Source organism: Cryobacterium sp. SO2 (genome assembly GCF_026151165.2).
GTDB lineage: Bacteria > Actinomycetota > Actinomycetes > Actinomycetales > Microbacteriaceae > Cryobacterium.
In genome coordinates, this window is record NZ_CP117849.1 from 2,212,775 (window position 1) to 2,233,728 (window position 20,954).

Below are 20,954 nucleotides of genomic sequence, written 5' to 3' on the forward strand. Positions count from 1 at the left end.
CTCCTCGAGGAATGAAAGCGAAAGGGTGAGCGTGGGCGGTTTGCCTGAGCCAGGCCCACTCGTTCACGCTACCCCGTCCGGGAGTCCTGTTCGCGCGTCAGGCCATGAGCTCGTGCACGAGCGGCGCCACCTCGGTGCCGTAGAGCTCGATGCTGGTCATCAGTTTCTCGTGCGAGAGCGTGCCCAGGCTGTACTTGAGGTCGAAGCGCGAGAGCGAGAGCCCGGTGGCCATCTTGGCGATCTTGGTGGCGACGGTCTGCGGGGAGCCCACGAACAGGGCGCCGTCCGGGCCGGCGTCCTGCTCGAACCTGGCCTTGGTGGCGGGGCCCCAGCCGCGCTCGCGGCCGATCCGGTCCTGCATGGCGCGGTAGTGCGGCCACATCTCTTCACGGGCCTGTTCGTCGGTTGCGGCCACGTAGCCCGGCGAGTGCTCACCGATGGGCAGGGGCTCCCGGCCGAACTGGGCGAGGGCGCGGTGGTACAGATCGGTGAACTGGGCGAACGCCAACGGTTCGCCACCGATGATGGCGAGCATCAGAGGCAGGCCGTAGTGCGCCGCGCGCACCACGGACTGCGGGCTTCCACCCACGCCGATCCAGGTGCGGATGGAGCCGGACTCGGTGGGCGGGAACACCCGCTGGTCGGTCAGGGCGCCGCGGGTCGTGCCGGACCAGGTCACCGGCTCTTCCTTGAGGAGCTCGGTGAACAGTTCGAGCTTCTCCTCGAAGAGCTGTTCGTAGTCGTTGAGTTCGAGGCCGAAGAGCGGGAACGACTCCGTGAATGAGCCGCGGCCGAGGATGACCTCTGCGCGACCGTCGGACACGGCGTCGAGGGTGGCGAAGCGCTGGAACACCCGGACGGGGTCGTCGGAGCTGAGCACGGTGACGGCGGAACCGAGTTTGATGGTGCTGGTGCGGCCCGCGATGGCCGCCAGCACCACTTCGGGCGCGGAGACGGCGAAGTCCTCGCGGTGGTGTTCGCCGATGCCGAAGAAACTCAGGCCAACCTGATCGGCCAGCACGCCCTCCGCCACCACGTTCCGCAGCACCTGGGCGTGGCTGAGCAGCGTCCCGTCCTCGGCGTAGGTGACGTCGCCGAACGTGTCGAGACCCAGTTCCAGTGTCGGTGCCATGTGTGAAGCGCCTTTCCGATCAATTTGCATGCATACGCATACTACGGCCCAACGGCGGCGTGGCCGGTTCTATTCCAGGTCTGCTCAGCCGCGTTGGTTCAATGCGCCCCGGATGCGGCGGCCCTGGTCTCGGTGACCTGCCCGGCGTCCACGGTCCAGTGCCTGTCGATCCGCACGGTGGCCAGCATCCGCCTGTCATGCGTGACGAGGAGCAGCGTGCCCGTGTAGGCCTCAAGGGCCTGCTCGAGTTGTTCGATCGCGGCCAGGTCGAGGTGGTTGGTGGGTTCGTCGAGCACCAGCAGATTGACCCCGGTGGCCTGCAGCAGTGCCAGGCCCGCACGCGTGCGTTCGCCGGGTGACAGGGCGTCGGCGGGCCGGTTGACGTGGTCGGCGGTGAGACCGAATTTGGCCAGCAGGGTACGGATCTCGCCGGCCGCGAGGTCGGGCAGGCGTTCCTCGAAGATGGCCACCAGGGTCGCGTCGCCCGTGACGCTGGCCCTGGCCTGGTCGATCTCGCCGATCGCGACGCTGGCCCCCAGGCTCGCGGTGCCCGAGTCGGGTGCCCGTCGGCCCAGCAGAGCGCGCAACAGGGTGGTCTTGCCGGCGCCGTTGGGTCCGGTGATGCCGATCCGCTCCCCCGCAGAGACCTGCAGGGAGACCGGGCCCAGGACAAAGTCGCCCTGCCGGATCTCGGCCTGATTGAGGATCGACACCACGCTGCTCGAGCGCGGGGCGCTGCCGATGCTGAATTCCAGCTGCCATTCCTTGCGTGGCTCGTCGACCTCGTCGAGGCGGGCGATGCGACTTTCCATCTGGCGCACCTTCTGCGCCTGCTTCTCACTGGATTCCGCCGAGGCCTTGCGGCGGATCTTGTCGTTGTCCGGCGCCTTCTTCATGGCGTTGCGCACACCCTGGCTGGACCATTCCCGCTGCGTGCGGGCGCGGCCGACCAGGTCGGCCTTCTTGTCGGCGAATTCGTCGTAGGCGGCGCGCTTCTGCCGTCGGGCGGTGGCGCGTTCCTCGAGGTAGGAGTCGTAGCCGCCGCCGAAGAGCCGATTGGCGCCTTGGGCGAGGTCGAGTTCCAGGATCCGGGTCACGGAGCGCGCGAGGAATTCGCGGTCGTGGCTGACCAGGACAACACCGCCGCGGAGGCCCCGCACGAATCCCTCCAAGCGCTCCAGGCCGTCGAGGTCGAGGTCGTTCGTGGGCTCGTCGAGCAGCACGATGTCGAACCTCGACAGCAGGAGTGCCGCCAGGCCGACCCGCGCCGCCTGGCCGCCGGAGAGTGACGTCATGAGCGCGTCAGCGGCGACCTCGGCCTCGAGGGTGAAGCCCAGGTCGTACAGCACGGCGGGAAGCCTGTCGTCGAGGTCTGCGGCCCCGCTGGCCAGCCACCGGTCCAGGGCCGCGGAATACACATCGGCGGGGTCGGCCCCGCCCGCCGGCGCCGGCTCGGCCAGGGCGGCAGCCGCGGCGTCCATCTCCCTGGTGGCGTCGGCGCATCCGGTGCGCCGGCTGATGTAACCGGCCACGGTCTCACCGGGCACGCGCTCGTGCTCCTGCGGTAGCCAGCCGACGAACGCGTCTGCCGGTGAGAGCGCCACGGTGCCGCCCTGTGGCTGATCGAGACCGGCAAGGAGACGCAGGAGGGTGGATTTTCCGGCACCGTTCACTCCGACCACCCCGACCACGTCGCCGGGCGCGACGGTGAGGTCGAGGGAGTCGAACAGTGTGCGATGGGCGTAGCCGCCGGCGAGGTCCTTGGCGACGAGTGTTGCGGTCATGGTTCCAGTTTCCCATCCGTTCCGCACCGGCCGTTCCGCCCTGGCCGTTCCGCCCCGGCCGTCGCGAAGCGTCACACCGGCGGCCACCTCGGCACCGCTCAGTACGCTGGGCTCATGACGGTTCGCCCAGACAAATATGCGCCAGAGACCCTGGCCGAGTTCAGCCAGGCCGTGCACGCCGGCAACCAGATCGATCCAGGCACTGGTGCGGTCCGCACCCCGATCGTGATGGCGAACTCCTACGCGTTGCCGGAGGATCCGTCCTCGATCAGCTGGTCCGGCACCGACGTGCCGCTTTACACGCGCAACAGCGGGGTCAACCAGTTGGGCCTGCAAAACAAGCTCGCCCTGGTGGAGCGGGGTGAGGACGCCGTCGCCCTGGCCAGCGGCGTCGCTGCCCTGCACGCCGTGTTCTTCACCTTCCTACGCACGGGTGACCATGTCGTGGTCTCCGATGTTGCCTACGAGGCCACCTTCAAACTCTTCCGCGAGCTCCTGCCGGAGAAGTTCGGCATCCAGGCCACGTTCGTCGACACCGCGGACCCGGCCGCGGTCAGGGCGGCGCTCCGCCCCGAAACCCGGCTGGTGCACGTCGAGGCCATCGCCAATCCCACCACCAGGGTGGCCGATATTGCGGCGATCGCGGCCATCACCCGAGCGGCCGGAGTTCTCCTCTCGGTGGACTCGACCTTCACCCCACCGCCAGTGCTGCGCCCGCTCGAGCTTGGCGCCGACCTCGTGGTGCACTCGCTGACCAAGTACGTCAACGGCCATGGGGATGCGATGGGCGGGGCCGTGATCGGCTCCCGAGCGTTGATCCAACGCATCAAGTCAGAGGCCATGGTGGATGTGGGCGGGGTGATCAGCCCGTTCAACGCCTGGCTGATCATGCGCGGCTCGGTGACCCTGCCGCTCCGGATGCGCCAGCACACGGCATCCGCCCAGCTGGTCGCCGAGTTCCTGGCCGGCGATCCCCGGGTGGCCTACGTGGCATACCCCGGCCTGCCGACCCATCCTCAGCACCAGGTGGCTCTCCGGCAATTCCAGCACGGTTTCGGGGGGATGCTCGCCTTCGCGATTGACGGGGACCCGGCCACGCAGAACCGGTTCGTCGCGGCGCTGCGGGTGATCACCTCCGCGGTCTCCCTGGGCCACGACGAGAGCCTCATCGTGCACGTCTCAGGCACCGGACCGAGGGCGGCCTACTACCCCGACGAGTTCCAGCGCCTCGGTCATCTGCGGCTCTCCGTGGGCCTCGAGGACGCCGATGACCTGATCGGAGACCTATCGGCCGCCCTCGACGAGACCATCGGCTGACCTGCCGCACAACGGCGCCAGGCTCACAGCGGCATCCCACCCGCTACCGGTGCAGCGGAAGCGTCACGACGACGACGGCGCCCGTTCCGTCGGACGGTTCGATGGCGACGGTACCGCCATGCCGGCCGGCGACCTCGGCGACCAGGGCCAGACCGAGGCCGTAGTGCCGAGGGGCGCCCTGGCCCGTCTCGCCGGGCCTCGCGCTGGCGAAGCGCTCGAAGGCGCGCCCGCTCAGGTCAGGGGGGAAGCCGGGACCGTCGTCCCGCACCCGCACGACCGCGTTCGCGCCCGACGTGGTGATCTCGACGCGCACGGCTCCGGTCGCGTGGTCCAGGGCATTCGACACGAGAGCGGTGAAGAGGCGGTGCAGAGCGATCTTGGCACCGTTGACCATGACCGGCTCCGTCGACCCCGTGCGCTCCAGGGTGATTCCGCGCCGTGCGGCCGAGTCGCGCAGCGCGACCACGGCGTCGTCGCCGAGCCCGGCCAGGTCGAGCGGTGTCCGCTCGGCGACCTCACGAGGATCCGCGGCGATCAGCAGGTCTTCGAGGATCTCGGTCAGCAGCCGGGAATCCTGGATGATCTCATCGACCTGTCCGCGGATTGAACTGACGGATTCGGTGGCGGTGGGCACGACGTCTCCAGGCACGGCGTCTGCGGGCACGGCATTTGCAGGGGCGGCGTCGGCGGGCAACCTTCGGCGCAGCATCTGCGCTCTGGTGCTGAGAACCGTCAGCGGCGTGCGCAGCTCGTGGCTCGCGTCCGCCACGAACCGTCGCTGCAGGGCGAGGGCCTGGGCGAGCGGGCGCATGGCGCGCCGCGCCATCCAGGCGGCGAGGAACCAGGCCGCGACAGCGGCCAGGACCACCGACACGCTCAGCGCCAGAAACAGCCGACCCTGCTCCTCTTCACGCTGATGCTGATCAACGGCCACCTGGGTGAGATGCGGGCCGACGACGCTCGTGAGCACGCGATAGCTGTGCCCGTCGATCGTGACCGAGGTCTCGACGCTCTCACCGCTGGCGGCGACCTCGCTGAGCGCGGCCTCGTCCGGGAGTTCGGCAGGCAGTTCTCGGGACGCCCGGAGCCGGCCGTCATCGACGACCATCAGGTAGACCCCTGTCGGTGTCTCCTCTGGCGAGTCGATGGCCGCGCTGTTCTGCAGTTCCTGATCGGACGCCTCCTGTTGGGCTGCGCTCACGATCGCCATGGCCAGAGCGCCCACGAGGACCAGCAACACCACGATGAGGGCGGTGAATTGCACGGCCAGGCGCCGGGCGGCGCGGCGCAGTTCCGAGGTGGAATCCGGGGTGTTCGCTCGTGCAGACGCGCCCGCCGTGCGTGACCGGCGTTCGCGGGTCACAGCGGACGCCCGATCCGGTAGCCGATGCCCCGCACAGTGTGTACGCAGTCCCGGCCCAGCTTCTTGCGGAGGTAGTGCACGTAGGTGTCGACGACCCCGTCGTCATCGGCATCGGGGAAGACCACGTTGAGAAGATCGTCTCGCGGGTAGGTCTGGTCCGGCCGGCGCGCGAGCCGTTCGAGGAGGTCGCACTCACGTTCGGACAGCGTTACGGTGCCGCCGTCGTCGAGGATCACTTCACGGTCGGCGACGCTCAGCCTGCCGCCGGGAACACGCAGAACGGGCACAGTGGACACAGCGCGCCGACGCAGCGCCCTGAGCCGGGCGAGGAGTTCGTCGAGGTCGAAGGGTTTGGCGAGGTAGTCCTCGGCACCACGATCCAGCCCCTCCACCCGGTCCGCGGGGTTTCCCAGAGCGGACAGTACCAGCACGGGCGTGAGCACCCCGGCGGCGCGTAACTTGGTGAGCACGTCGAGGCCGTCGATCACCGGCAGGCCGCGGTCGAGCAGGATCACGTCGAAAGGCTCAGTGAGGCCCATGTGCAGGGCGCGCTGTCCGTCTCGGGCCGATGTGACGGCATAGCCCTCGCTGCTCAGCAGCTCGTGCAGCATGCCGGAGAGGCGGGCCTCGTCTTCGACGACCAGGATGCGCGGATCGTCTTCCATGTCAAAAGTATGCGCCCTCATGTAGCCCGGTCGTTCCACCCGTGTGTCAGCCGACGGCGTCCAGGTACAGCCAGTCTCCGGACACCTTCTCGAACCGGCTCACCTCGTGCTGCTGAGTTCGAATGCCATCCCGAACCGAGTAGGCGGTGAATTCGACGATCCCCTCGGTGTCGAGCGGCCCGCCCCTCGACGTCCGTTCGATATCCAGCCGAAGCCAGCGCACCGACGGGTCCAGTTCGAGTGTCTCCGGCCTGGTGCGCGGGTGCCAGCTGCGCAGGAGGTAGTCGGCGTCACCCACGGCGAAGGCCGCGTAGCGCGACCGCATCAGCATCTGGGCCGTGGCCGCCCGGGCTTCCGCCCGGTGCAGGCGTCCGCAGCAGTCGCCGTAGTCGTTGCCGCTGAGGCAGGGACAGCGTGCGTGGCGGTCGGGCGTCGCGGCGGGGTCCGGTGCGGGCATCCTGCAATTATCGCCCGATCCCACCGGCCTGTTGACCCCGGATGGTTATGCTGACGAAATGTGCACGGTCACCCTGCAGGCGCTGAGACCCGACGCGGCGGATGCCGTCACCCGGGTCCACCTGGCGGCGCGCGGTGCGTATTACGCGGCGGGGCAGCCAGAGGCTGTCCAGCCAGAGGGTGTCGAGCCAGAGTCGGTCCGGCCCGACACTGTCACGCAGTCGGCAGAGTACACCGAGCTGTGGCGTTCCCGCCTGGGGCGCGAGGACTGGCGGCTCACCGGCGCGTTCGGCGGCGGGGAACTCCTGGGGTTCACCGCCGTGCAGGTGCCGGCAGCCCCGACACAGGAGGTCCCACCAGACGACGTCGCACAACACAGCGCCGCAGAGCACGCGCTGCACCTCGTGGCGCTGTACGTTCACCCCGACCACTGGGACCTGGGGATCGGCACGCTGCTGTACGACGCTTTCGAGAAGGACTGGGCCGCGGGCGGGTACCCGCGCGCTGAGCTCGACGTGTGGTCGCTCAACCACCGCGCGCGGCGTTTCTACACCCGGCGCGGCTGGCTGGACGACGGCCGGGTTCGCCCCGCGCACGAGGGAACCGACTACCTGGGAATGGTCCTCCGGCGCCATCCGCCGGCCTGAACCTGGGGCCCCGTCTGGCAGGGATCAGGCAGACGTCACCCGCACCAGCGCCTCGTTGTGGCTGAGGAACCCCGGCTTCCAGAACGGATCAAGACGTGCGAAGTAGACGGGTCCGAGCGGCTCCAGCCTGAAGGCGCGCACGTCGGCCAGGAGCTCCCTGCCCCGCTCCATGAATCGTCTGCTGGCCCATCCGCCGCTGAACCGCAGAGCGGCGGCCTCGTGGGCCGGCACCGACCGGATCTGCACCGAGTCGTCCAACGGTCGAGGGACTGCGGCCAGATCGGTGTCGACGGGGAGCACGAGGCTGAGCAGTTGCTCCGACTCCCCCGCCGGCTCCTGCAGCACCGGCGCCGTCACACCAAAGGCCGTCGCGGCCTGATTGCCGCCGTTGAGATAGCGGTACAGCGACCGGGCACCCGCCGGAGCGGCCCGGGCGAAGTCGGTGTCCACGCGTACCTGCACGAGCACACAGTCCGGATACCGTCGAACGTCGAAACGCGGAAAGGCCCGTACCACCGTGTACGGCAGGTGCTCGTTCATACCGGCGAGTGTAATCCCGTCACCCCGAAACGGGGGGGTGTCGATGTGGGTTGCTCAGGCCTTCTTGACCACGCTGGATTTGAGCTGGGTGGTGACGCCTTCGATCCGCGCCTCGATGTCGTGGTCCCCCACGCCCTGGCGCAGGCGAATGTCGCGCACCTTGGTGCCGACCTTGATCACGTTGGAGCCGCCCTTGACCTTGAGGCCCTTGACGATGGTCACGGAGTCGCCGTCGGCGAGGACGCTGCCGAACGCATCGGTGATGACGGCCTCCGCGGCCGGCTCATCGGCTGCGACGGCCTCAGCGGCCCATTCGTTCCCGCAGAGCGGGCACACCAACAGTGAACCCATCTCGTAGGTCATATCGCTGGAGCATTCCGGGCACGGGGGCAGGGTCTCATTCACGTCCCCATCGTACGGGCCGCCGCCGAGGGCCGCCGCCACACCCGGCTGACCGGTGGTGTCAGAACAGCATCAAGACACTAAGGCAAATCGAGGGTTATGAGCGTACCTTGTGCGCTAGAAACCTGCCTGACGATGCGAACCTGACGAAGGTGGAGCCATGGATCTGAACCAATTCTCGCCACGCACCCCAGCGAAGCGGGGGTGGTCATCATGAGCGTGCTCGCCGAGGTCCTGCTGGCCCTCGGAACCATCATGCTCATCTCCACGGTGACGGTCGTCGTCCTGGTGCGCCTGGTGTACACCAGGATCAGGCGCAGCCGGGCCGTCGGCGACTCGGTACTGCGCGCTCGGGCCCGGCTCAGTGTCGGCCGGCAGCATGAACTCCTGACACTGCGCCTGCGACTGGCCGACACCATCGCCAGCGGGCGGGCTGCCCTCGACCTGGCCGGTCGCAGTGGCGCGCCACAGGGCGACCTGCGCCGGCTGTTCGAACGGATTAGCAGCGAGGGAGCCGCTCTCGATGCGCAGTTGCTGCTGCTGTTGAGCGAGCGGGATGCCGTCGTACTCGCCGAGGCGGTCCCCGCGGCCGGTCGACGGGTGGAGCAGATCCGCGCCCTCGTGCGCCGGCTCCGCTCGGCCGTCGCCGCCGGCATCGGCGACCTCACCGACGACACGTTGGCTGCGCTCTCCGACGATGTCGACCACGAGATCGCTGCTCTGGACGCCGGTGTGCGGGAGTTGCACGAACTCAACGGCCGCACGGGACGTGGTGGAGCAGGTTCCGCCGGATACCGGACCTCGATGAATCCCCTCACCGGACGGAGCGAGTCATGACCTTCGGCTCTCGGCTGCGCGTGGTCTTCCGCAGCAAGGCATCCCGAACCCTCGACAGGCTGGAGGACCCCCGCGACGCCCTCGACGACAGCTATGAACAGCTCGTGGCGATGCTGCAGGATGTGCGGCGTGGCCTGGCCGAGGTCGCGACGGCGAAGAAGCGCCTCGAATTGCAGGGCGAGGAGCTGGGTGCCCGGCATGCTCGCCTGGGCGCGCAGGCCCAGGAGGCGCTCAGCCAGGGACGCGAAGACCTGGCGAGGACGGCCCTGGAACGCCGGTCCCTCCTGGAGCGTCAGATTGGGGCTCTCCGGGAGCAGTACCTGGGGTTGGCCCAGCAGCAGGCCCACCTGCAGGACAACGAACGACGTCTCGCGGACCGGGTCGCCGCCTTCCGCACGGAGAAGGAGACCATCAAGGCCACCTATGCAGCCTCAGAGGCCCAGGTCAGGGCGAATGAGGCCGCTGCGGGGATCGGCTCGCAGATGAGCGATGTCGGCGTCACTCTCGAGCGCGCCACCGACAGGGTGGCGCAGATGAAGGCTCGCGCAGCGGCCACCGATGAGCTGCTCGCCAGTGGCGCCCTGAACGACCTCACGGCCCCGCCTGACGCCGACCTCGAGCGACAGCTCTCCACCGGCGCCATGAGAGCGGATGTCGACCGTCAGCTCCAGGCGATGAAGGACGCCAGGGCTGGGCGCTCTGGCCGCTCGGCTGATGCCTCTGAGCGTCCCGGTGGTCCTGGCGGACCCGGTGACCAGGCGCACGGCTGGCTGAGCATCGGACAGGGGCCGGCAGCACCGTAAGCCTGACTCCGAAATCTCGGAAGAAACTTTTCTAAAAAGTTTTTCGGGGGAACGCAGCACTGCCTTGAAGTCGACGTAATTGGGCGTGAAAAAACCCCCGATGACTACTGTCATCGGGGGTTTTTCTCTAACTATGTGGATCCGAGGGGATTCGAACCCCTGACCCCCTGCATGCCATGCAGGTGCGCTACCAGCTGCGCCACGGACCCAGACTTTGTTTCGAATTCCTCCGAAACAACTTCATTAGGTTACTACATGTTTTGAGTGCTCGCGAACCAAACGCTAGTCCGCGGCATCAATTTCGACCGCAGACGGGACGTCGGAGTCGTCGAGGGCACGTGCGCTCGCGAGGTCGATGGGGATGACCGGGCAGTCCTTCCACAGGCGTTCGAGCGAGTAGTAGACCCGCTCCTCCTCGTGGAACACGTGCACCACGAGGTCGCCGAAGTCCACCAGGACCCAGCGGCCCTCTGCGCGGCCTTCACGGCGCAGCGGCTTGTAGCCGGCCTCGATCAGTTTGTCTTCGATTTCGCCGGCGATCGCGACGACGTTGCGTTCGGAGCGTCCGGTGACGATGAGGAAGATGTCGGCCAACGGCAACGGGTTGGAGACGTCAATGGCAACGAGGTCCTCCCCCGCTTTCGAGTCGGCGGCGGCGGCGGCCACCTTGAGGAGCTCGAGAGCGTGGGCAGAAGCGGTCATCGATTGAATCCCTGAGTTAGTAATGCGAAAAGGATGGACAGAAAGGTCTAGTAGATGTTGAAGGCGTAGCCGACAACGAAGAGTGACAGCACGCCGATCGCGAGCACCGCGGCCGTGATGGCCAGAACGGTCGGCAACGACGCTCCGCGCTTGCGGGGTGGCGTCATCACGCCCCGGGTGGAGGTGTGGGTGCTCACGGCACGGCTCGCGCTCACAGGGGCGACGTCGTTGTGGTGACCGCCCTCGTCGAGCTGGTCGAGCATCCGGTCCATCTCCGACGAGTCGAAGAGGTTGGGGTGCTGGCCGGTGGCGCCGAGGCTGCGCGGCAGGTCGATCGATCCGGTGATCATGATCTCGCCGGTGCTCGTGATGGGGCCGGCGGTGCCCTGCCGCGGGATCGCAGGCAGGATCAGGGCATTGGTCGTGGTGGGAATGCCGCCGGCGCCGATGCCGCGTCCCACCAGGTCGTCGAAGGTCTGGTCGTCACGACGACCGATGGTCTGAATGTGGCTGTCGTCCTCGCGGTCGACCGACCAGTGCCCGATAGGCGGGTGGAGCCCGTTCGAACCGGCCGGGTCGGCCGCGGGAGCGCTGCCTGCCGGAGCTGCACTGCCTGTCGCGGCAACACTGCCTGCCGTGGCAACACTGCCAGCGGGAGTAACGGAGACGGGAACGGCGGCTGCTGCCGGAACGACACGTGCGGGGTCCGAACGTGGGGAATCAATCCGTGGCGGCGCTGCCGGTGCGTCTTCGCTCGACTCGGCGCCGGCGGAGGCGGCCGTCTGCAGGGCGCGCAGTTCGCGGCGGGTCAGCGTGCGGCCGGTCTCACTCGCGATCGCGGCACTGACGACGTCGTCGGCGCCCTGGTCGGGAATCGGCAACGGAGCGGGCGCGGGCCTGGCCTCCGCGCGGCGGTCGACAGGAACAGCGGGAGAGGTGTGACGCGAATGATGTTCTTCGGGCGCGTTGGCAGCGGGCTGCGACGGAACGACCGACTGGCCGTTCTCGGCCGAAGCCGGCTCATTCTCCCGAGCCAACTCGCGCAACTGTCGTCGCGTCAGTGGCTGCGGGCTATTACCCAACGTCATGCCACACTCCGATACAAATGATGCTTTGAGATGTACTGGACAACCCCGTCGGGGACCAAGTACCAGACCGGGAAGCCCCGGTTCACGCGTGCCCGGCAGTCAGTGGACGAGATAGCCAGAGCCGGAACCTCCAACAAGCTTACGTCCTGGTTAGGCAATCCTGAAATGCTCAGGTCATGTCCCGGACGACTCACAGCCACGAAGTGCGCGAGTTTCCAGAGTTCGGCCACGTCTTTCCAGCCCAGGATCTGGGTGATGGCGTCAGCGCCGGTGATGAAGAAGAGCTCGGCATCCGGCCGTTCGGCATGCAGGTCGCGCAGCGTATCGATCGTGAAAGTCGGGCCGGTCCGGTCGATGTCGACGCGGCTCACGGTGAAGCGCGGGTTCGACGCCGTGGCGATGACGGTCATCAGGTAGCGATGTTCGGCCAGCGTCACGTCGGGTTTCTGCCAGGGCTGTCCGGTGGGCACGAAGATGACCTCGTCGAGGTTGAAGCTCTGCGCGACCTCGCTTGCGGCCACGAGGTGGCCGTGGTGGATGGGGTCGAACGTGCCGCCCATCACGCCGATGCGTGGGCGGTCCCGTGTCACGGTCTGCCTATCGGATCAGTGGCCGCCGTGGCCGGCTGTGGCACCGTGCGCGGCTGCGTAGGCAGCGGCCTTGGCGCTGTGGCGGTTGGCGACATCGCGGAAGCTCCAGAGCACGAAGCCCAGGGCGGCGAAGATGATCAGGGCGACGAGGCCGTAGACCCAGGTGGGCACGGGCAGCTGGGCATGCTCGACCTCAGCAAGGACAGCGGTCACGAACAACATGGGATCTCCGATCGACAAGATTTGGTTCAAAAAGACGTGCTTCACCGGCTGACGCGGCGGGCGGCCTGCGGCACCGCGACCAGTCTAGCGGGGGTGCCTGCCGCAGCCCGTTACAGGCGCACCTGACCCGTTCCGCGCACGATCCACTTGGTGCTGGTGAGTTCAGGCAGCCCCATCGGGCCGCGGGCGTGCAGCTTCTGGGTGGAGATGCCGACCTCGGCGCCGAAGCCGAATTCGCCGCCGTCGGTGAACCGGGTGGACGCGTTCACCATCACCGCGGCCGAGTCGACCTCGTTGAGGAAGCGTTCGGCGTTGACGATGTCGTTGGTGATGATCGATTCGGTGTGGCCGGTGGAGTACCGGCGGATGTGCGAGATCGCGGCGTCGAGGTCGGCAACCACGGCCACGGCCAGGTCCAGGCTCATGTACTCCGTGGCCCAGTCGTCATCGGTTGCGGGCACAGCGGCCGGGAACAGGGCTCGCACTGCTGCGTCGCCGTGGATCGTGACGCCGGACTCGGCCAGTTTCTTGAGCACGCCGGGCAGTAGGCGTTCTGCCGCTGCCTCGTGCACGAGCACGGTTTCGACCGCGTTGCACACGCTGGGGCGTTGCACCTTGGCATTGTGCACGATGTCCCTCGCCCAGTCCGCGTTGGCGGAATCATCGAGGAAGATATGCACGACACCGGCGCCGGTCTCGATCACCGGCACCATCGACTGCGTGACAACGGCCTGGATCAGGCCGGCGCTGCCCCGGGGGATCAGCACGTCCACCTGGCCGCGCGCCTGCATCAGACTGGTCGCGCCCGCCCGGCCGAAACCGTCGATGGTCTGCACGGACGCCGCGGGCAGGCCGGCGGTCATCAGGGCCTGCTGGATCAGGTCGACGAGCACCCGATTGGAGTTCGCTGCGGCCGATCCTCCGCGCAGCACGGCGGCGTTGCCGCTCTTGAGGGCGAGGGCGGCGATGTCCACAGTGACATTGGGACGAGCCTCGTAGATGACGCCGACGACGCCGAACGGCACCCGCACCTGGCTGATCTTGACGCCGTTGGGCAGGCTGCTGCCGCGGATCACCTCGCCGACGGGGTCGGTGAGCTGTTCGATGTCGCCCACGGCGTCGGCCAGAGCCGCGATCCGCGCGCCGGTCAGGGTGAGCCTGTCGATCAGTCCCGCGCTGAGTCCGTTCGCCGCGCCCGCAGCGAGGTCGAGCTGGTTGGCGGCGATGATGTCGTCGGTGTTGTCCCTCAGCACCTGGGCGATGCCGCGCAGCGCGCTGTTCTTCACCTGGGTGGGCGCTGCAGCGAGCCTCTGGGAGGCTTCGCGGCCGGCGACGAGCATGGCCGTGAACGCGGAACGATCCGGTGCAGACAGTTCCGGGCCGACCGGCAACACTGCAGCAACTCCGGCGGTGGGTTCGGCGGCGGGCACAGCAGCGGCGGCGAGGGTCTGCGACATGCCCCTAGTTTAGGCCAGACCGACCGGCAGGAGCCGGCTGGGCCGGCTCGAACCAGGTGCCGATCCGGGCGCCGTTGAGGGCTTCGGCCACGAGGGCCGTCGACGTCACCAGCACGGCGGTGCCGGCTTCGGCGGCGATCCGGGCGGCGGAGACCTTGGTCCCCGCGCCTCCGGTGCCCACGCCAGAGCGAGAGGAGCCGAACTCGACTCCGGGCAGGGTGTCCCCCAGCGCCACGTGGTCGATACGTTCGGCGCCGGGCAGGTGGGGCGGCCGCGTGTACAGGGCGTCGACGTCACTGAGCAGCACCAGCAGGTCTGCCTTCACGAGCGTGGCCACGAGGGCGGCCAGACGGTCGTTGTCGCCGAAGCGGATCTCGTGGGTGGCGACGGTGTCGTTCTCGTTCACGATCGGCAGGATGCGCAGACCCAGGAGTCGTTCCATGGCGCGTTGCGCATTGCTGCGCGGTGCGGCGTTGTCCAGGTCGCCCGCCGTGAGAAGGACCTGGCCGGCGATGATGTCGTACCGGTCCAGGCTGTCCTGGTAGCGGAAGATGAGGAGGTTCTGGCCCACGGATGCCGCCGCCTGCTGGGTGGCCAGGTCGGTGGGCCGTTCATCAAGCTGCAGGTAGGGCATCCCGGTGGCGATGGCACCCGAGGACACCAGCACCACTTCCGCACCCCGACCGTGCGCGGCGGCCAGGGCGTCGACGAGCGGCGCGATCTGGCCGACGTTGGCGCCGCTGATCGACGACGACCCCACCTTCACGACAATGCGTGTCGCTGTGGCCACGCCGCCCCGATCCAGTCGGCGCCTTCCCCCCTCGGTCACTCGGAGTCGCCCTCCTTGGCCCGACGACGGGCGGCGTTGTTCTCGGTGACGACGCCCTCGCCGGCGTTGAACTCTTCTTCGCCGGTGGACCACATGCCGGCTTCGCGCTCACGGATGAGCTCCGCACGCGCGGCGGACTTGGCGTCCATGCGCTTGAGGTATTCCTCGCGGCGCTCGTTGCTGGTGCGTCGCTTGGAGTCGTCCATCCGGCTGTCAGTGCCGCGCGGGGCGGTGATCAGCTCGGCGGTGGAGGTGAGGGTGGGCTCCCAGTCGAAGATCATGCCGTCGCCGGGGCCGATGACGACCGTCGAGCCGGCGATCGCGCCGGCCTTGAACAGTTCGTCCTCTGTGCCGAGCTTGGCCAGTCTGTCGGCGAGGAAGCCGACGGCCTCATCGTTCTTGAAGTCGGTCTGCTGAACCCAGCGCTCGGGCTTGGCACCGAGGATCCGGAAGATGTTGCCGAAGGACCCGCCCTCGACCCGCACGATGAATCCGCTGTCGTCGACGGCCTTGGGGCGGATGACGATGCGGGGCTTGAGGGCCGCGGCCTCTGCACTGGAGACACGGCCGGCCTCGACGGTTTCGGCCAGGGCGAAGTTCAGCTGGCGCAGTCCCTCGTGGCTCACCGTGGAGATCTCGAAGACGCGATAGCCGCGTTCCTCGAGTTCGGCCTTCACGAAGGCGGCGAGTTCGCGGCCCTCGGGCACATCGATCTTGTTCAGCGCGATCAGCTGGGGGCGTTCGAGCAGCGGGGTCTGGCCATCCGGGACCGGGTAGGCGGCGAGTTCGCCGAGGATGACGTCAAGGTCGCTGATCGGGTCGCGGCCCGGGTCCAGGGTGGCGCAGTCAAGCACGTGCAGCAGGGCGGTGCAGCGCTCAACGTGGCGGAGGAACTCGAGGCCGAGGCCCTTGCCCTCGCTGGCGCCCTCGATCAGGCCGGGGACGTCGGCGACCGTGTAGCGCACCTCGCCGGCGTCGACGACGCCGAGGTTGGGGTGCAGGGTCGTGAAGGGGTAGTCGGCGATCTTGGGCCTGGCCGCGGAGATGGCGGCGATCAGGCTGGACTTGCCGGCCGACGGGTAGCCGACGAGGGCGACATCCGCGACGGTCTTCAGCTCGAGGAGGACGTCGCCTTCCCAGCCGTAGGTGCCGAGCAGGGCGAAGCCGGGGGCCTTGCGCTTGGTGGAGGCGAGGGCGGCATTGCCGAGCCCGCCCTGACCGCCAGGTGCGACGACGATACGGTCGCCGACCTCGGTCATGTCGGCGAGCTGGTTGCCCTCGACGTCCTTCACAACTGTGCCCAGCGGCACCGACAGCTCGATGATGTCGCTGCCGTAGCCATTGCGGTGGTCCCCCATGCCGGGTCCGCCGTTGGCGGAGCTGCGGTGGGGTGAGCGGTGGAAGGAGAGCAGGGTGGTCACCTGCGGGTCGGCGACGAGGACGATGTCGCCACCGTTGCCGCCGTTTCCGCCATCGGGGCCGGCGAGAGGCTTGAACTTCTCGCGTTTGACCGAGACACAACCGTTTCCTCCGTTGCCCGCTCGCAGATGCAGCGTGACTTGGTCAACGAACGTGGCCATGGGAATGCCCCTTTCAGGTGGCGATAAAAACAAACATGAGGACGAGCCGAAGCCCGCCCTCATGCTGAAAAGCTGTGTGGATGCCTAAGCGGCGGCCACCACGATGTTGACGACCTTGCGGCCACCCTTTGCACCGAACTCGACCGAACCGGCTTCGAGGGCGAAGAGGGTGTCGTCGCCACCACGGCCGACGTTCACGCCGGGGTGGAAGTGGGTGCCACGCTGACGGACGATGATCTCGCCGGCGCCGACAACCTGACCACCGAAGCGCTTCACGCCGAGGCGCTGTGCGTTGGAGTCACGACCGTTGCGAGTGGAACTCGCACCTTTTTTGTGTGCCATTAGTTATTCTCCTCGGGCCTAGGCGATGCCGGTGACCTGAACGCGAGTGAGCTCCTGACGGTGCCCCTGACGTTTCTTGTAACCGGTCTTGTTCTTGAACTTCTGGATGACGATCTTCGGGCCGCGGAGGTCGTTGAGGACCTCGGCGGTGACCTTGACGTTGGCCAGCGACGTCGAGTCAGAGGTGATCTTGTCGCCGTCGACGAGAAGCACGGCGGCCAGCTCGACGTTGCCGTCCTTGTCAGCCTTGATTCGGTCCATCGTTACGATGGTCCCGACCTCTACCTTCTCCTGCCGCCCACCGGCGCGCACAACTGCGTAAACCACTTTACGTACCTATCTCTGGGGAACCCCGGGGGCTCCGATTCCTATGATGGAAAGTTACCGAGTGCCCATGGACCAAGTCGGACCATGTCACGTCAGAAAACCTTGGGCGCTACCTGGACATAGTCCTTCGCACACCAACACTCGACTTTAGCTGATCGGAATGCCCCGGTCAAACCATGTCGGCCCCGCGTGTCGCGGCGAGCCGATCTCTACACTCACAGGATGAGCATACTGATCGACCAGCCGTCCTGGCCGGCCCACGGAACGCTCTGGTCCCATCTGGTCAGCGACTCCTCGATCGAGGAGCTGCACGACTTCGCCGCGGCCCAGGGTATCCCCCGTCGTGGTTTCGACCTCGACCACTACGACGTGCCGCAGGCCAGGTACGACAGCCTCGTGGCCGCAGGGGCGGAGCCCGTGGATTTCCGGGGGCTCGTGACGCGGCTGCGCGCCAGCGGGCTGCGGGTCAGCGCCAAGGCGCGGCGGGCGAACGGCTCCCCCGGGAACTGAGCCGATTCTCACCAAGTGGCGTCGATCCCCACGATGCTGCGGGTGATCGCTCCGGTAGCGATGTCCACGAACACGGTCGTCGTCGTCGTCGCCTGGGCACCGACCGGATACCCGTCCGTCAGCTGGGTGTCGCTGTTCGGCACGGTCTGCACCGCCAGGTACTGGTCGTTGGGCGAGAGGCTGAACCCCACGACGGTTTCGTAGTCGAGGACCGGTTGATAGACCAGACGGCTGGTTTCCTCGCCCGGTGGCCCGCTGACCAGGATGAGGGACTGCAGCACCCGGCCGGTCGCCTGGTCGAACTCGGCCACCCGCTGCACGTAGCCTTCTCCCCCGGTCAGGAATCGCAGCTCCGCTGTGTACGGCGTGGTGCCGGCCACATCCTGCGGAACGATGGCGTCTTCGGTGCCCGTCGACAAGTCGAGCACATACTGACGTTCCTGGTCGGAGACCGCTATGCGCACCCCGTCGGGGGCGAAGGCGTTGAGAGTGGGGAACTGACCGATCGGGATGGGTGCCTCGTCCGAGCGTGGATCGACCAGCAACAGGGTCGTGTCGAAGATCTGGGCCACGATCTCGGCGCGGTGCGGCATGAACCCCCAGCTGATGGCCTGCACCGGGGCGCCGTCCAGGCCGTCGACGGTGGACAGCGTGCCTTGCGTCAGATCCAACAGGAAGAGTGTGTTGTCGTAGACGGCCCCGGCTGCTCCTGCCACACTGCTGAACCTGAATCCAACTGTGGCGGAGACTCCCGATGCCAACAGGTCCTGCACGGTGCCGGTTCCGGGCAGCGTGAGTTCCCTGGCGGTTCCGTCGGCGCCGACGAGGCTGAGCCGGCTGGTCAGGTCGTCCGCGAGCGTCACGACCACCAGCTCGTCGCCACTGGGCACGAAGGACTGGATGTACGGTGCGGTGAAGACCTCGGTCGTCTCGGCCGACCCAACGGCCGTGCGCACGATCCGGTCGGGCGCCTTGGTCGTCGCCCCCGCCGACGCGGGGGTGCGGGTGAGCACGTAGACGGGCGGCTCCTCTGTACGGAACGAGGTAGTCAGGGTGGACACGCGGTCGGCGAACGGCCCGGTGACTCCGGTGACGGCGACCGAGTACGCGGTGTTGTAGGCGAGCGGCTGTGAGAAGACGACGATGATGGTGTCGTTCGTGGTCTGTACCTGCACGGCGCTGGCCGGTGTGACGGTCACCTGGTCCGCGGAGACGTCGGCCAGCTGTTGGTTGGTCTCGAGCACCAGGCGTTGGTTCGCCTGGGTCACCACGGCGGTGGTGTCAATACTGGTGCCGGTCAGGCGCGGCCCGTTGAGCACGTTGACAGCCACGAGGCCCAGGCAGAGCACGAGGAGACCGACCAGCAGCCCGCCGAGCGTCCGGCGGAACAGTCGGTCCACGGGCACTCCGGTCGCCGCCGATGCGGCGGAATCAGTAGACATACGGGTCGCTCGGCTGCTCGACGGATTCGATGGCCGTCGGTTCGACGGCGAGGGTGGCCTGCGCCCGCCCGCTCGGGTTCGGTGCGAACGAGCCGGTGATCTCGACCCACTCGTCGGTGCTGTAGGTGTTCGCCCAGCCGGGCAGGTAGACGGGAACGCCGATCGGTTGCGCGTCGACGGCGCAGCAGGTCACCACGAATCGGGCCACATAGAACACGTTGTCCGGGTCGTCGGCGTCCGGCAGCACGAATCCGGTCAGACGTGCGGTCTTTTCCGCGAAGAGGGCCGGGTCGTCCGACTGGGCCAGCAGGGAGACCCACTCCTTCACGCTGAGCCGCTCGTAGTCGCCTGTTCCCACCAGGGTGGCCGCCTGCGCTGCCGCGTCCGTGGTGTCCAGCCCACCCGAGTTGACCTCGCGCTGGGTTGCGGTGGCGCTCGTGAGGGTGGCCGGCGGCAGCGCGAGCACGGCCACGGCGGCGATGGCGAGCAGGAGGGCGCTTCCGGTCACGGTCGCCAGCAGTCGGCGCGGCGAGGAGCGCTTCCCGGCCTGCGCTGCGGGAACGACGGAAGAGGGAATAAAGAAGGACGCCACCACGAAGACCAGTCCGAGGGCGGCCATCACCAGGGTGAAGACGAAATACCGCGGATGAATGTACAGCCCCAGCTGGCCGGTCAGGCCGAGCCAGACCGTCGCGACGACTACGACGAGGCTGAGGCCGATGCCGCGCCAGCGTTCGGCCAGACGCGCCGGCCAGGCCGGTCCGCTGCCTGGCCCAGCGGGATGGCCGGGTGCGCGCTGAGCCGACATGGTTCTCGCCCACCGCGTTCTAGCCGACATAGTTCACCAGCAATCCGGCGGCGGCGCTCATGAGTGCCACGAGCGCGGTGATCTGCACCAGCGTGCGCGTGCGGAAGGTGGTGCGCATCAGCGCCAGCATCTTGACGTCGATCATGGCTCCGAAGGTGAGGAAGGCGGCGATCCCGCCCGGCATGAAGGTGCTGCCGAACGACAGCACGAAGAACGCGTCGACATTGGAGCAGACGGCGACGATGAAGGCGAGCGCCATCATCGCGAGCACCGACCAGACCGGGTTGCTCCCGAGGGCGAGTAGCACGGATCGCGGCACGAAGACCTGGGTGAGGGCCGCCACCAGCGACCCGATGAACAGCGCGGGCATGATGACGGCGGTCTCCCTGGCGAAGAGGTCGACAGAGGTTTGGAGACGGCTCGGTCGCCGGCCGATCGTCTGGCCGTGGTCGTGGTCGTGCCCGGCCGGTTCCGGCCGGGCACAGCTGGCGGCGAAGGCCGGGGTCAGCAGGCTGTCCGGATTCGGATGCCGGCTGTACAGCCAACCGATGACGTTCGCAATCACGAAGCCGGCCACGATCCGGGTGATCAGGATGCCGTCGCCGAAGCCGAAGGCCTGGTGGGTCGTGATGATCGTGATCGGGTTGAGGATAGGCGCGGCGAGCAGGAAGGTGATCGACTCCGGCACTGTGAACCCGCCCACCATGAACCCGCGGGCCAGCGGCACGTTTCCGCACTCGCAGACCGGAAAGAACATGCCGAGCAAGGAGATGGCCGCCCGGCGCAGGAGCGGGTGCCTGGGCAGAAACCGGAGCAGGAATCCGTGCGGCAACCAGACCTGCACCACGGTGGAGAGCAGGATGCCGAGGAAGACGAAGGGCGCGGACTCGATAATCACGCTCAGGGCGAGGGTGACGGTGTCCTGGGCCCGGTCCGGCAGGCCCCAACCGGGGAAGGACGGGCTCACCGCCCGCACCAGGAATGCCAGCGCCACGAGCGCGATACCGAGGAGAAGACCGGTGGGAACGCGACGCACCCGTGCCCGATCCCCGTGCATGAACTCAGCATAGTGGAGCGGCTCAGGCACTCAGGCGGCAGCCGCAAGCTGCCG

Annotated in this window: 24 protein-coding genes and 1 tRNA gene; 5 read left to right on the plus strand and 20 right to left on the minus strand. The window is 68.0% G+C overall.

The window, feature by feature from the left end:
* Positions 1-97: 97 nt before the first annotated feature.
* Positions 98-1,132, minus strand: coding sequence for an LLM class flavin-dependent oxidoreductase (locus BJQ94_RS10205; RefSeq protein ID WP_265398661.1), 1,035 nt, complete (start codon positions 1,130-1,132; stop codon positions 98-100).
* Positions 1,133-1,230: 98 nt separating this feature from the next.
* A complete protein-coding gene (locus BJQ94_RS10210) occupies positions 1,231-2,916 on the minus strand; it encodes an ABC-F family ATP-binding cassette domain-containing protein (protein WP_265398660.1) in 1,686 nt (561 codons plus the stop codon).
* 114 nt (positions 2,917-3,030) lie between these two features.
* On the opposite strand from BJQ94_RS10210, the gene BJQ94_RS10215 reads away from it, so the two are divergent.
* A complete protein-coding gene (locus tag BJQ94_RS10215; protein ID WP_265398659.1) occupies positions 3,031-4,233 on the plus strand; it encodes an aminotransferase class V-fold PLP-dependent enzyme in 1,203 nt (400 codons plus the stop codon).
* A gap of 43 nt (positions 4,234-4,276) precedes the next feature.
* Here the strand turns inward: BJQ94_RS10215 and BJQ94_RS10220 are convergent, their stop codons facing one another.
* Genes BJQ94_RS10220 through BJQ94_RS10230 form a run of 3 tightly spaced genes read right to left on the minus strand, consistent with a single transcriptional unit; the run spans position 4,277 to position 6,718 of the window.
* The gene (locus tag BJQ94_RS10220) at positions 4,277-5,596 is read right to left on the minus strand and encodes a HAMP domain-containing sensor histidine kinase (protein ID WP_265398658.1); all 1,320 of its coding nucleotides are present in this window, start codon (positions 5,594-5,596) and stop codon (positions 4,277-4,279) included.
* Entirely contained in the window at positions 5,593-6,261 is a 669-nt protein-coding gene (locus BJQ94_RS10225; RefSeq protein ID WP_265398657.1) for a response regulator transcription factor, read from the minus strand. Before BJQ94_RS10225 ends, BJQ94_RS10220 begins: the two co-directional genes overlap by 4 nt.
* 46 nt (positions 6,262-6,307) lie before the next feature.
* A complete protein-coding gene (locus BJQ94_RS10230; RefSeq protein WP_265398656.1) occupies positions 6,308-6,718 on the minus strand; it encodes a YchJ family metal-binding protein in 411 nt (136 codons plus the stop codon).
* Positions 6,719-6,776: 58 nt separating this feature from the next.
* On the opposite strand from BJQ94_RS10230, the gene BJQ94_RS10235 reads away from it, so the two are divergent.
* Entirely contained in the window at positions 6,777-7,364 is a 588-nt protein-coding gene (locus tag BJQ94_RS10235; RefSeq protein WP_265398655.1) for a GNAT family N-acetyltransferase, read from the plus strand.
* 24 nt (positions 7,365-7,388) lie between these two features.
* On the opposite strand, the gene BJQ94_RS10240 is transcribed toward BJQ94_RS10235, so the two are convergent.
* Positions 7,389-7,904 carry a heme-binding protein gene (locus BJQ94_RS10240; RefSeq protein WP_265398654.1) on the minus strand — a complete coding sequence of 172 codons (516 nt, stop codon included), beginning with the start codon at positions 7,902-7,904 and terminating at the stop codon, positions 7,389-7,391.
* 54 nt (positions 7,905-7,958) lie between these two features.
* Entirely contained in the window at positions 7,959-8,309 is a 351-nt protein-coding gene (locus BJQ94_RS10245) for a zinc ribbon domain-containing protein YjdM (protein WP_265398653.1), read from the minus strand.
* Positions 8,310-8,519: 210 nt separating this feature from the next.
* Between BJQ94_RS10245 and BJQ94_RS10250 the strand changes: the two genes are divergently transcribed.
* On the plus strand, positions 8,520-9,143 hold the full coding sequence (locus BJQ94_RS10250; RefSeq protein WP_265398652.1) for a hypothetical protein: 624 nt from the start codon (positions 8,520-8,522) through the stop codon (positions 9,141-9,143).
* Complete coding sequence (locus BJQ94_RS10255) at positions 9,140-9,946, plus strand: PspA/IM30 family protein (RefSeq protein WP_265398651.1); 807 nt, start codon at positions 9,140-9,142, stop codon at positions 9,944-9,946. The genes BJQ94_RS10250 and BJQ94_RS10255 overlap by 4 nt, the downstream gene beginning before the upstream one ends.
* Positions 9,947-10,082: 136 nt before the next feature.
* Here BJQ94_RS10255 and BJQ94_RS10260 read toward each other — a convergent pair.
* The 10 genes from BJQ94_RS10260 to rplU all read right to left on the minus strand — a co-directional run bounded on the left by BJQ94_RS10260 (position 10,083) and on the right by rplU (position 17,083).
* Positions 10,083-10,155 (minus strand) — tRNA-Ala (locus BJQ94_RS10260).
* 73 nt (positions 10,156-10,228) lie between these two features.
* Positions 10,229-10,648 (minus strand): ribosome silencing factor, encoded by a 420-nt coding sequence (gene rsfS / locus BJQ94_RS10265; RefSeq protein WP_265398650.1) that lies wholly within the window; start codon positions 10,646-10,648, stop codon positions 10,229-10,231.
* A gap of 47 nt (positions 10,649-10,695) precedes the next feature.
* Positions 10,696-11,736, minus strand: a complete 1,041-nt coding sequence (locus BJQ94_RS10270) for a hypothetical protein (protein WP_265398649.1) — start codon at positions 11,734-11,736, stop codon at positions 10,696-10,698.
* Positions 11,733-12,326, minus strand: coding sequence for a nicotinate-nucleotide adenylyltransferase (gene nadD, locus BJQ94_RS10275; protein WP_265398648.1), 594 nt, complete (start codon positions 12,324-12,326; stop codon positions 11,733-11,735). The genes BJQ94_RS10270 and nadD overlap by 4 nt, the downstream gene beginning before the upstream one ends.
* 15 nt (positions 12,327-12,341) lie before the next feature.
* Complete coding sequence (locus BJQ94_RS10280; protein ID WP_265398647.1) at positions 12,342-12,548, minus strand: hypothetical protein; 207 nt, start codon at positions 12,546-12,548, stop codon at positions 12,342-12,344.
* A 110-nt stretch (positions 12,549-12,658) separates the two neighbouring features.
* Positions 12,659-14,005, minus strand: coding sequence for a glutamate-5-semialdehyde dehydrogenase (locus BJQ94_RS10285; RefSeq protein ID WP_265398646.1), 1,347 nt, complete (start codon positions 14,003-14,005; stop codon positions 12,659-12,661).
* A 4-nt stretch (positions 14,006-14,009) separates the two neighbouring features.
* A complete protein-coding gene (gene proB, locus BJQ94_RS10290) occupies positions 14,010-14,810 on the minus strand; it encodes a glutamate 5-kinase (protein ID WP_265398692.1) in 801 nt (266 codons plus the stop codon).
* Positions 14,811-14,830: 20 nt separating this feature from the next.
* Positions 14,831-16,414: a GTPase ObgE gene (obgE, locus tag BJQ94_RS10295; protein ID WP_265398645.1), complete on the minus strand. Its 1,584-nt coding sequence runs from the start codon at positions 16,412-16,414 to the stop codon at positions 14,831-14,833.
* A gap of 84 nt (positions 16,415-16,498) precedes the next feature.
* A complete protein-coding gene (rpmA, locus tag BJQ94_RS10300; protein WP_066595878.1) occupies positions 16,499-16,756 on the minus strand; it encodes a 50S ribosomal protein L27 in 258 nt (85 codons plus the stop codon).
* An 18-nt stretch (positions 16,757-16,774) separates the two neighbouring features.
* Positions 16,775-17,083, minus strand: a complete 309-nt coding sequence (rplU, locus tag BJQ94_RS10305) for a 50S ribosomal protein L21 (protein WP_066595881.1) — start codon at positions 17,081-17,083, stop codon at positions 16,775-16,777.
* Between the two features lie 222 nt (positions 17,084-17,305).
* Between rplU and BJQ94_RS10310 the strand changes: the two genes are divergently transcribed.
* Positions 17,306-17,593, plus strand: a complete 288-nt coding sequence (locus BJQ94_RS10310) for a DUF4031 domain-containing protein (protein WP_265398644.1) — start codon at positions 17,306-17,308, stop codon at positions 17,591-17,593.
* An 8-nt stretch (positions 17,594-17,601) separates the two neighbouring features.
* On the opposite strand, the gene BJQ94_RS10315 is transcribed toward BJQ94_RS10310, so the two are convergent.
* The 3 genes from BJQ94_RS10315 to BJQ94_RS10325 are packed head-to-tail and all read right to left on the minus strand — an operon-like array spanning position 17,602 to position 20,900.
* Complete coding sequence (locus BJQ94_RS10315; RefSeq protein WP_265398643.1) at positions 17,602-19,035, minus strand: hypothetical protein; 1,434 nt, start codon at positions 19,033-19,035, stop codon at positions 17,602-17,604.
* The gene (locus BJQ94_RS10320) at positions 19,025-19,843 is read right to left on the minus strand and encodes a TIGR03943 family protein (protein WP_265398642.1); all 819 of its coding nucleotides are present in this window, start codon (positions 19,841-19,843) and stop codon (positions 19,025-19,027) included. The genes BJQ94_RS10315 and BJQ94_RS10320 overlap by 11 nt, the downstream gene beginning before the upstream one ends.
* Before the next feature lie 19 nt (positions 19,844-19,862).
* Positions 19,863-20,900, minus strand: coding sequence for a permease (locus BJQ94_RS10325; RefSeq protein ID WP_265398641.1), 1,038 nt, complete (start codon positions 20,898-20,900; stop codon positions 19,863-19,865).
* Positions 20,901-20,954 lie beyond the last annotated feature (54 nt).

Coding starts and splice junctions, on each gene's coding strand:
- BJQ94_RS10230 (WP_265398656.1), bottom strand. CDS start 6,718: ATGCCCGCACCGGACCCCGCCGCGACGCCCGACCGCCACGCACGCTGT.
- BJQ94_RS10225 (WP_265398657.1), bottom strand. CDS start 6,261: ATGGAAGACGATCCGCGCATCCTGGTCGTCGAAGACGAGGCCCGCCTC.
- BJQ94_RS10235 (WP_265398655.1), top strand. CDS start 6,777: ATGTGCACGGTCACCCTGCAGGCGCTGAGACCCGACGCGGCGGATGCC.
- BJQ94_RS10320 (WP_265398642.1), bottom strand. CDS start 19,843: ATGTCGGCTCAGCGCGCACCCGGCCATCCCGCTGGGCCAGGCAGCGGA.
- BJQ94_RS10255 (WP_265398651.1), top strand. CDS start 9,140: ATGACCTTCGGCTCTCGGCTGCGCGTGGTCTTCCGCAGCAAGGCATCC.
- BJQ94_RS10215 (WP_265398659.1), top strand. CDS start 3,031: ATGACGGTTCGCCCAGACAAATATGCGCCAGAGACCCTGGCCGAGTTC.
- rpmA (WP_066595878.1), bottom strand. CDS start 16,756: ATGGCACACAAAAAAGGTGCGAGTTCCACTCGCAACGGTCGTGACTCC.
- BJQ94_RS10285 (WP_265398646.1), bottom strand. CDS start 14,005: ATGTCGCAGACCCTCGCCGCCGCTGCTGTGCCCGCCGCCGAACCCACC.
- BJQ94_RS10210 (WP_265398660.1), bottom strand. CDS start 2,916: ATGACCGCAACACTCGTCGCCAAGGACCTCGCCGGCGGCTACGCCCAT.
- BJQ94_RS10315 (WP_265398643.1), bottom strand. CDS start 19,035: ATGTCTACTGATTCCGCCGCATCGGCGGCGACCGGAGTGCCCGTGGAC.
- BJQ94_RS10270 (WP_265398649.1), bottom strand. CDS start 11,736: ATGACGTTGGGTAATAGCCCGCAGCCACTGACGCGACGACAGTTGCGC.
- BJQ94_RS10240 (WP_265398654.1), bottom strand. CDS start 7,904: ATGAACGAGCACCTGCCGTACACGGTGGTACGGGCCTTTCCGCGTTTC.
- BJQ94_RS10325 (WP_265398641.1), bottom strand. CDS start 20,900: ATGCACGGGGATCGGGCACGGGTGCGTCGCGTTCCCACCGGTCTTCTC.
- BJQ94_RS10310 (WP_265398644.1), top strand. CDS start 17,306: ATGAGCATACTGATCGACCAGCCGTCCTGGCCGGCCCACGGAACGCTC.
- obgE (WP_265398645.1), bottom strand. CDS start 16,414: ATGGCCACGTTCGTTGACCAAGTCACGCTGCATCTGCGAGCGGGCAAC.
- BJQ94_RS10250 (WP_265398652.1), top strand. CDS start 8,520: ATGAGCGTGCTCGCCGAGGTCCTGCTGGCCCTCGGAACCATCATGCTC.
- BJQ94_RS10280 (WP_265398647.1), bottom strand. CDS start 12,548: ATGTTGTTCGTGACCGCTGTCCTTGCTGAGGTCGAGCATGCCCAGCTG.
- BJQ94_RS10205 (WP_265398661.1), bottom strand. CDS start 1,132: ATGGCACCGACACTGGAACTGGGTCTCGACACGTTCGGCGACGTCACC.
- rsfS (WP_265398650.1), bottom strand. CDS start 10,648: ATGACCGCTTCTGCCCACGCTCTCGAGCTCCTCAAGGTGGCCGCCGCC.